The sequence below is a fragment of the Photorhabdus australis DSM 17609 genome, assembly GCF_000711895.1.
GTDB lineage: Bacteria > Pseudomonadota > Gammaproteobacteria > Enterobacterales > Enterobacteriaceae > Photorhabdus > Photorhabdus australis.
Genome location: NZ_KL543986.1, coordinates 43,317 through 51,931, shown reverse-complemented (window position 1 = coordinate 51,931; position 8,615 = coordinate 43,317). Strand labels below are relative to the sequence as shown.

Sequence of the window (8,615 nt, the reverse complement as noted above, 5' to 3'; positions counted from 1 at the left end):
CTGCGGGGCGTGCTGCCAACCGCAGAGTTGAAATCCGTCTGGTCCCTAACGCAGTCGCCTGCCAGCGACTGCAGGTGGTGTCAGGCTCTTTATCAACAACAACGTCGCCGGTGCAGGCGACATCACACACGCAAAAACAGGAGTAAAATTATGGCTATCCCCGCTTATTTGTGGTTGAAAGATGACGGCGGTGCGGACATCAAAGGGTCTGTCGATGTACAGAACCGTGAAGGCAGCATCGAAATTGTGGCGTTGGAACATGCGTTGCATATTCCGACGGACAACAATACTGGCAAGCTGACCGGAACCCGCGTGCACGCGCCGCTAGTGTTCACTAAAGAAGTCGATTCTTCAACCCCTTATTTGTATAAAGCGGTCACCTCTGGCCAAACCCTGAAATCAGCGGAAATCAAGTGGTACAAAATTGATGACGCGGGTCAGGAGAAGGAATATTTCAACACCCGACTGGAGAACGTGAAGGTGGTGAAAGTGGCGCCGCTGATGCATGACATCAAAGATCCTACCAAAGAGAAACACAACCATCTGGAACAGGTTGAGTTTCGTTACGAAAAAATCACTTGGACATACAAAGACGGCAACATCATTCACTCGGATGCGTGGAATGAGCGCAATCAGGCGTAATGACTGACAGGCAGCCATACCTCGGTATGGCGGCCATTTTAATCGAACCGGTGCGGCGTTATCGCCGTGCGGGTTAAACACAGGGACTGGTTGGGATATCCCACCAGACTAATAACTTTTTACCCGAGATCGGGCACATTTTGAGCAAAAAATCACGGATGAGATTCAGCCGTGCGGTAGCTATGGCAAAACGGCTTATTCCTCGAATGTGACCTGACCTCTTAATTAACACCGGAATTTATATGGATACGGTATCGACTTCATTATTGTGTCGCTTAAATCCCTATTGCGCTCAGGCATTAAACGCGGCAGCGGCACTCTGCCAGACACGAGCGCATGCTGAAATTACTGTGGAACACTGGTTGCTAAAACTACTTGAAGACGGTGAGGGTGATATTACGGTGATTGCCCGGCGTTACGAGTGGGATATGCATTCATTATGGCAATCTCTATTGACCACGATTGATCGTCTGCCTCGTAGCATTAATCAACGTCCACGGTTGTCAGATAGCTTGTGTCGTTTATTACAAGTCGCTGAGTCTGTTGCTTCTCAAGAAGAGGTCAATGAATCTATTCGCTCAGTGCATCTGTTGCAGGTACTGCGCGGTCAGCCGGCTTGGTTGCGTGCCCATAGTGCCTGGCCGTTGATGAGCCTGAATGTGAGCCAATTACAACATTTGCGCCCGATGCTAGACAGGCACTCAGAAGAGCGCCCGGCAGTACAGGCGGCGGCGCGTCTGGCCGATAGCAACGGGGGGCCTGCGGTGGCAGACAGGCATCCTGATAAACCTGTGCAAAACTCCCAAACCTTATCACCAGCATTGCAGGGAGTATTAGACAAATTCACGTTGGATTTAACGGCGCATGCCGTTGAAGGCCGTATTGATCCAGTATTTGGTCGTGACAACGAAATTCGCCAGATGATCGACATTCTGTCGCGTCGGCGTAAAAACAACCCGATTTTGGTCGGTGAACCGGGGGTAGGAAAAACCGCGCTGGTGGAAGGATTAGCCTTGCGTATTGCTGATGGTCAGGTGCCTGATAGCCTGAAAACCGTCAGCGTGCGGTCGCTGGATCTGGGGCTATTGCAGGCAGGGACGGGGGTCAAAGGCGAATTTGAACAGCGGCTGAAAAACGTGATTGAGGCAGTACAACAGTCACCGACCCCGATCTTATTGTTTATTGATGAAGCTCATACGCTGATTGGCTCTGGTAATCAGGCGGGCGGCACCGATGCGGCTAACCTGCTCAAACCCGCACTGGCACGGGGAGCATTACGCACGATTGCCGCCACAACCTGGTCGGAATACAAACAATATCTTGAGCGGGATGCGGCACTGGAACGGCGTTTTCAGATGATCAAAGTGGACGAGCCGGATGATGAAACTGCTTGCCTGATGTTGCGCGGCCTGAAAGCGCGTTATGCCCGTTACCATGGCGTTCATATTCAGGATGATGCCGTTAAAGCGGCGGTCACTTTGTCTCGCCGTTACCTGAGCGGGCGTCAGCTCCCGGATAAAGCGGTGGATTTGCTGGACACGGCCAGCGCTCGGGTGAGGATGAGTCTGGATACGGTGCCAGAAGCATTGACACAACATCAGGCACAACTGACGGCCCTTGAAATGGAGCAACAGGCGATTGAAGCGGATGGGGTTGTGTTGCCGACAGAGGAAGATAACACCCGCTTAAAGGAGATTGCAGTTCAGCGTGAAGAGGTTGCACGCCAGACGGAACAACTCACCGCACAGTATCAGCGTGAAAAGAGCCTGGCTCAGCGCATTCTCGATTTACGCCAACATTCACCCAAAACACCTGAACTCAGGAAGGGCATGGAGGAGCTGGCAGAATTACAAGGTAATGAGCCGTTACTTTCATTGAATGTGGATATGCGCACCGTCGCGACGGTGGTTGCCGACTGGACGGGGATACCGTTAAGCAGTTTGCTAAAAGACGAACAAACCGGTTTGTTACATCTTGAGCAGCATTTAGGCGACCGGGTTATCGGTCAGGATGTGGCATTGCGGGAAATAGCCCAACGTTTACGGGCGGCTAAAACCGGTTTGACGCCGGAACAGGGACCACTGGGCGTCTTTCTGCTGGTGGGACCGAGTGGGGTGGGGAAAACGGAAACCGCGCTGGCATTGGCCGACTGCCTGTTTGGGGGCGAACGTTCACTAATTACTATCAATCTATCGGAATATCAGGAACCGCATACGGTTTCTCAGTTGAAAGGTTCACCGCCGGGTTATGTGGGGTACGGACAGGGCGGTATTTTGACGGAAGCGGTACGTCAGCGCCCTTACAGCGTCGTGTTGTTGGATGAAGTTGAAAAAGCGCATCGTGACGTATTGAACCTGTTCTATCAGGTCTTTGATCGCGGTTTTATGCGGGATGGTGAAGGGCGTGAGATCGATTTTCGTCATACCGTCATTTTGATGACCTCTAATTTGGGTAGTGATCAACTAATGGCGTTATTGGCACAACAGCCAGATGCTCCAACCGCCACCCAGCATGAATTGTTACGCCCCATATTGCGTGATCACTTTCAGCCTGCTCTGTTGGCCCGCTTCCAGACTGTGATTTACCGCCCATTATCGTCGGAAGCGCTCAGACGGATTGTGGACGTCAAACTGGGACAAGTCACCCGACGTCTGAACACCCATTATGGCCTGATCTGTACGGTGGAAAGTGGCCTGTGTGACACGCTGGTCAATGCCTGCCTGTTGCCGGACAGTGGGGCGCGCAATATCGACAGCCTGCTCAATCAACAAATTTTACCGGTGTTATCGCAGGCGCTGCTGGAACGTCTGGCACATCATCATAAACCTGTCGGCGTAACGTTAGGTTTCAATGAAGAAGAGGGGATCATCCTCGCTTTCACTGAACAGACTGCCGGATCTGACAGCGGGGAAAATGATGATGGATAGAAAAATGCTGCTGGCCCGCCAGCGTCAGGCGGATGAAACCCACTATCAGGTCTGTCTGGAACCGCGTCTGGCGCTGCTGCGCCATACCCGACGTTGCGCCATTTACCAGCATCAGTCGGTCCCGGAAATTGTGGAAAAGGTCCTGCGTGACCGACACGGTTTTCGTGGCCAGGATTTTTTGTTCACGCTGGTGCGGGAATACCCCCGGCGGGAACTGGTGGTGCAATGGCAGGAGAGCGATCTGGATTTTATTCAACGGATCCTGGCGGAATCGCGAACAAGGGCGACATTGCATCTGCCGGACAAAACCGGGGTGAAGCTGAGCTATCCGCGCAAAGATGGTGCTGGATTACACAAGTGACCGTAGAACAACATGGTTGGCAGAAGGTAAATGTGCGGACTCATTGAATTATTAGGTTATGTTTTTTGCTGTGTGATTAAATTATTTTGAAACTAAATATGCGAGTTTGAGTCTAAGATTTTCCGGTAATAAACGTCAGCGACTGGGTAACTTTCTTCTCAGGAAGAATAAGTTCGAATATAAGGTCATGTGAGATCGTGATTTTGATGATGATTTCGGGTTTATCATCGGCACTAATTTTAACTAATGAAAAGGTATTAAAGAGATGAAAATAAAAGAAGAGTGGAATTTGTCTAATAACGAAACCATGACAGATACGTCCTTACTTCCTGAAAAACGCAGTTGGGTGGCAGGGAAATGCAAATGGCTTATTCTTTGCCTTGTGCCTCTGTTTATAGTCGGTGTATTTACGTTTGTTATGGGGACAATGAAATCCTCAGAGCCCTATGAGAAAGCATTATCGCTGGCACAATCTAATTCTATTGTGAAGAGTATTCTGGGGCAACCAATTGAAGCAGGTTGGTTTATTTCTGGCAGTATCAGCAATAGTGACGCGGAATTGGAAATACCTATTAAGGGAAATAAATCCAGTGGTGAAATCTATGTTGAGGCGGAGAAGCATTCAGGACATTGGCAATATAAGACAATGACTGTTCAGCCTGATACCGAAGGGGGGCTGATTAATTTGTTGAATCCTAATGTGAAAAAGTAATATCGATTCTGCGATGTGGTGAATAACCTAAAAGATGTGAACGAATTATTTGTTGACAATGGATAGCTCCATACAGTAAAGGTTATTTCATTTATATGGTTTGATTAATTATTTAATCCTCCAGATATTATCTAATATTCATTTTAGCGTAATGAGATTCATTCCTAAAAGAGAAATTAAGGAATGTAGAGTTAATGGTATTTTATTCTGTGTAATGGAATATCATTCTCTGCTACGTGGATTGTCAGGTTATTTCAAGTGTAGTAAAGGTTTCTATACCTAATGGATTTCAAGATGCATCGCGACGGCCAGGGAGCGAATCCCCGGGAGCATAGATAATTATGTGACCGGGGTGAGTGCAACTAACAAAGAGGCAATTTGAAAGATAACGGGTATATAAGGTAAAAATATGGGCTGGAATAAACCAGTAATAGCAATACAGCAAGAACCCGTCCCGCCGATATTATGGCGTTGGTTTATCTCGTTCATTGCGATTATTAGCATTGGTGTTGCCTGCTATCTGTTATGGCCTGAATTTCTCAGGCAGCAACAAGGGTGGATGCTCCTGGGAGCGGTGGGCCTGATATGGCTTGTTGTCTTTGGACTGCGATTGTATTTCTTTGGTTATCGGCTGGAAATGTATCGTCTTTGGAATCAAGAGAACCAGTATATCGAGAGAGAATGGCAATCTTGGGCTGGCAGATATATGTCTGTATTGCACAGCGGTGTATTTTTACCAGAAAAGATAACCGCAGCGACTATCATGCAGGAAGAATCGAAAATTGAAGTTCAATGTGGCATAGGAAAAGCCATCGATTATTTTCCATGGTCAGAGAATAAATGGCGGGATTCAGTAAAGATATTATTACATAGTATAGAAAATGCCATTGATGAACTACCACCTGACAGGCCAATTTGTATAACGGTTATCACTAATTACCCTGAGCAGGAATATGAAAAATTAGAAATGTTATTACAGGAGAACTGGCAATCGGCTTTTCCTTCTGGCAGGTCATTATCTAAATTAAATATATTGCCTTATTTGCCTGCGATGCAAATTGATAATTGGTTAAAAGACCCCACAAGTGAAGTACAATTGCTGATATTGATGCAAATTGAAAGCACTGAACAGTTTTCAGAAGGTTTAGGTATATTTCTTCTGGCAACGGATGATTTGGTGAAAAAATTTGATTTGGTGGAAAAAGCCAGAATATATCGACCCATGGAGATTAATCCAGAACAATTTGAACGAGAATTCGAAATCTTTATCAGCACTCAATTATCTGCTAAAGCGGCAACAGGAATGATAGGAGATGACGACAGTATGTATTTATATACTTCACAGATAATGTCAGTTATCCAAAATCAGCAGGCAGTATTAAAGCTGGAACAGATTAAAAATATTGGCAAGATTATTGATGCACCTGGCCCGGGAGCTTATTGGTTGGCGACCGGATTAGCAATAGATCTGTCTCAATATAATTCAGCGCGTTATTTGGTTTTGACAAACAGTGAATATCACTGGGTGATAAATACCGTTCAGGTATTGGAGGAATAATGGAAATAATCGGTAATAAATGGACTAAAGCGGGTAATACAGCACTATTTATTGTCATTGCTTCGGTACTGGCATTTTGTATTTGGCTTTATGGTGAAAAAGTCGGGTTAGATGAGAAGTATAAAAAAACATTTTCCTGGGGATTAGCTGTTTTGATTTTTGGCGTATTTCGTCTTTTGCCAATAATTGTGGGGATTTATCGGCAGGAACATATTAGAAGAAAAATAGAACAGGAAGGGCTATATCCGGTCAAAGAAAAGCGTTTAAAAGTTCATTTATCGGAAGATGAAAAGATGGAAATTATCAATTTTCATCTCAGTCGTCGTTATGGTCGTTTCTGGCGGTTTAAGGTGCGTATTTTAATGGTCATGGGTGAGCTGGAACAAGTGGAATCCATAGCCCCGGGACTGACGGCGCAACCGGACCTGACGATAGACGGTCAGCGTCTGCGTTACTTTAACCAGATGGAGAGCTGGCAGCGTTTGCGCTGGCCGGGCGAGAGCGATAACCCCGGGGTGGTGCTGACGTGGACGAATGTGAACACGGGAGCGAGGGTGTTTGGCGATTACCCGGGAGAGTGGGGGTTGCTGTGCTGGCTGGAACAGGCGCAGGTGAAAGCGCTGGATGGGGGTCGTTACCGGCTGAGGTTTAATGGCGCCGGACGGATTAGCGCTGACCTGGGATTTACGCACTGAACAGGATAGAGGTCCGCTGGTGCTGTTGGGGCTGAAAGGGTTCCGGTTGCCGGGCCAGATATTTAGAGAGAAAGGGGAATAAAGCATGTTGCAACAATTGATAACAAACTGCTTTGCCGAGCGTGATGTGCTGGCTGTAGCACGGGAAAGGGCGGCACGGTGGGAAAACTGGTTGTTACCCATTCGTGCTGATGCTCCTGTGGGTGATGATCCGGTCTATAACGACGATTTTCAGCGTATGCGGGAGGAGGTCAACAAGCTCAGTGGTATTGATACGGCACTTATCTGCAAACTGGCGGAAAAGCTGCTGATCACTGAATGTAAAGATGTCCGCGTGGCGACTTATTATGTATGGGCGCGTTTACACCAAGAGGGTGAAAGAGGTCTGGCCGATGGGCTGGGGTTACTGGCTGCACTGGTAGAGCGTTTTGGTGAAGCCTTGTTACCTGTTCGGGCTGGTAGTCGAAAAGCTGCGCTGGAGTGGTTAATGGGCACCAAGATTCAGGACAGTTTGTCACTCTATCCAGAGGTAAATCGTACCGACTTTGAGCACATTCTGTCCGCTGTGGCGTTATTGGAACAGACATTTGCTACCTGGGACGAAAATGCCCGGCCCTCTCTGGCTGGGCTGGCAGGCAATCTGGAAAACCGCTTAGCTCAGTCCGGTGGGGTGGATGCGGTGGTACCACAAACAGCGGCGCGGGTACCCGTATCTGGGGAGATGGGTAATTTATCCGCTCAGGGGGAGCCATCAGTGTGGTGTCAGGTGCAATCCGGGCGTGATCTGTTGGAACGCGCCCGTGAATTGGCACGCTATCTGCGTGAACAACCTCAGGGCTGGCTCTCTTCTGCACGGTTAATGCGGAGTGTCCGCTGGGATACTGTGCATCAATTACCTCCATTAGATGCTGATGGGCGTACCCGCTTGGTACCGCCACGCACAGAATACCGGGCTTTGTTAAAACGGCTTTATCGGCAACAAAACTGGCACGATTTGTTGGAGCAAGCTGACCGAATGTTCGCGGAAAGTGTTAACCATTTTTGGCTGGATTTGCAGTGGTATCTCTGTCAGGCGTTAAACCGATTGGGTAGCACCTATGAAAGTTGGACAGAGATGGTGAAACATGATCTGAGGATGCTGCTTGAGCGGCTGCCGGGACTGGAAAACCTGGCGTATAACGACGGAACACCTTTTGCTGATGAAGTCACTGTCGGCTGGATAGCCCAACAAGTTCATGACTCTCAGGCAGATTGGTCGTTTGTACATTCACCGATGCAGTCCCAGCACGATGATGATGTTTTAGCGCTGGAACCGGAAGCGCAGCAGTTGGCGGACAGTGAAGGCATAGATGCTGCATTACGTTGGCTGGGGCAACTGCCGAGTATCAATGGAGCGCGACAGCGCTGGTTACAGCGCTTACTGATGGCTCGGGTGGCGGAGCAATACGGCAAAAATGAAATGGCTTTGCATTTGCTGACCGAGCTGAACGCCGATGGGCAATTTAATCTTAGCGAATGGGAACCCGTACTGATGTTTGAGGTGAAAGCGTGTCTGCTTAAGTTGTTGCGGACGAAAGCACAGCGCAGTGAACAGGATAAAGCGCGAATGGCGCAACGTATGGAGACCTTGCTAGCTGGATTGGTGGCGATTGATCCGGTCAGGGCCGCCGTGCTATGTGGCTGATTTTACCGATATGAGTTCCCTATCTTCGATTTTTAT

Annotated in this window: 5 protein-coding genes and 2 pseudogenes; all 7 read left to right on the top strand. The window is 48.3% G+C overall.

All coding sequences use genetic code 11. The features are described from left to right. The first annotated feature begins 150 nt into the window (after positions 1–150). The 7 genes and pseudogenes from BO26_RS19775 to tssA all read left to right on the top strand — a co-directional run bounded on the left by BO26_RS19775 (position 151) and on the right by tssA (position 8,579). Entirely contained in the window at positions 151–642 is a 492-nt protein-coding gene (locus tag BO26_RS19775; protein WP_036774500.1) for an Hcp family type VI secretion system effector, read from the top strand. Positions 643–884: 242 nt separating this feature from the next. Further along, the gene (gene tssH, locus BO26_RS19770) at positions 885–3,569 is read left to right on the top strand and encodes a type VI secretion system ATPase TssH (protein WP_036774499.1); all 2,685 of its coding nucleotides are present in this window, start codon (positions 885–887) and stop codon (positions 3,567–3,569) included. A gap of 31 nt (positions 3,570–3,600) precedes the next feature. Further along, a pseudogene (locus BO26_RS22540) lies at positions 3,601–3,840 on the top strand (contractile injection system protein, VgrG/Pvc8 family); the annotation flags it as partial. A 355-nt stretch (positions 3,841–4,195) separates the two neighbouring features. Continuing rightward, positions 4,196–4,642: a cytochrome c oxidase assembly factor Coa1 family protein gene (locus BO26_RS21730; protein ID WP_051691073.1), complete on the top strand. Its 447-nt coding sequence runs from the start codon at positions 4,196–4,198 to the stop codon at positions 4,640–4,642. A 409-nt stretch (positions 4,643–5,051) separates the two neighbouring features. Next, positions 5,052–6,200, top strand: a complete 1,149-nt coding sequence (locus tag BO26_RS19755; protein WP_036774497.1) for a hypothetical protein — start codon at positions 5,052–5,054, stop codon at positions 6,198–6,200. A 416-nt stretch (positions 6,201–6,616) separates the two neighbouring features. Beyond that, a pseudogene (locus BO26_RS22925) lies at positions 6,617–6,977 on the top strand (type VI secretion IcmF C-terminal domain-containing protein); the annotation flags it as partial. 3 nt (positions 6,978–6,980) lie between these two features. Further along, positions 6,981–8,579, top strand: a complete 1,599-nt coding sequence (gene tssA / locus BO26_RS19745) for a type VI secretion system protein TssA (protein WP_036774494.1) — start codon at positions 6,981–6,983, stop codon at positions 8,577–8,579. Positions 8,580–8,615 lie beyond the last annotated feature (36 nt).

Bases quoted from the DNA above. Each gene is read 5' to 3' on its own strand.
- BO26_RS19775 (WP_036774500.1), top strand. From the start codon at position 151: ATGGCTATCCCCGCTTATTTGTGGTTGAAAGATGACGGCGGTGCGGAC.
- tssH (WP_036774499.1), top strand. From the start codon at position 885: ATGGATACGGTATCGACTTCATTATTGTGTCGCTTAAATCCCTATTGC.
- BO26_RS21730 (WP_051691073.1), top strand. From the start codon at position 4,196: ATGAAAATAAAAGAAGAGTGGAATTTGTCTAATAACGAAACCATGACA.
- BO26_RS19755 (WP_036774497.1), top strand. From the start codon at position 5,052: ATGGGCTGGAATAAACCAGTAATAGCAATACAGCAAGAACCCGTCCCG.
- tssA (WP_036774494.1), top strand. From the start codon at position 6,981: ATGTTGCAACAATTGATAACAAACTGCTTTGCCGAGCGTGATGTGCTG.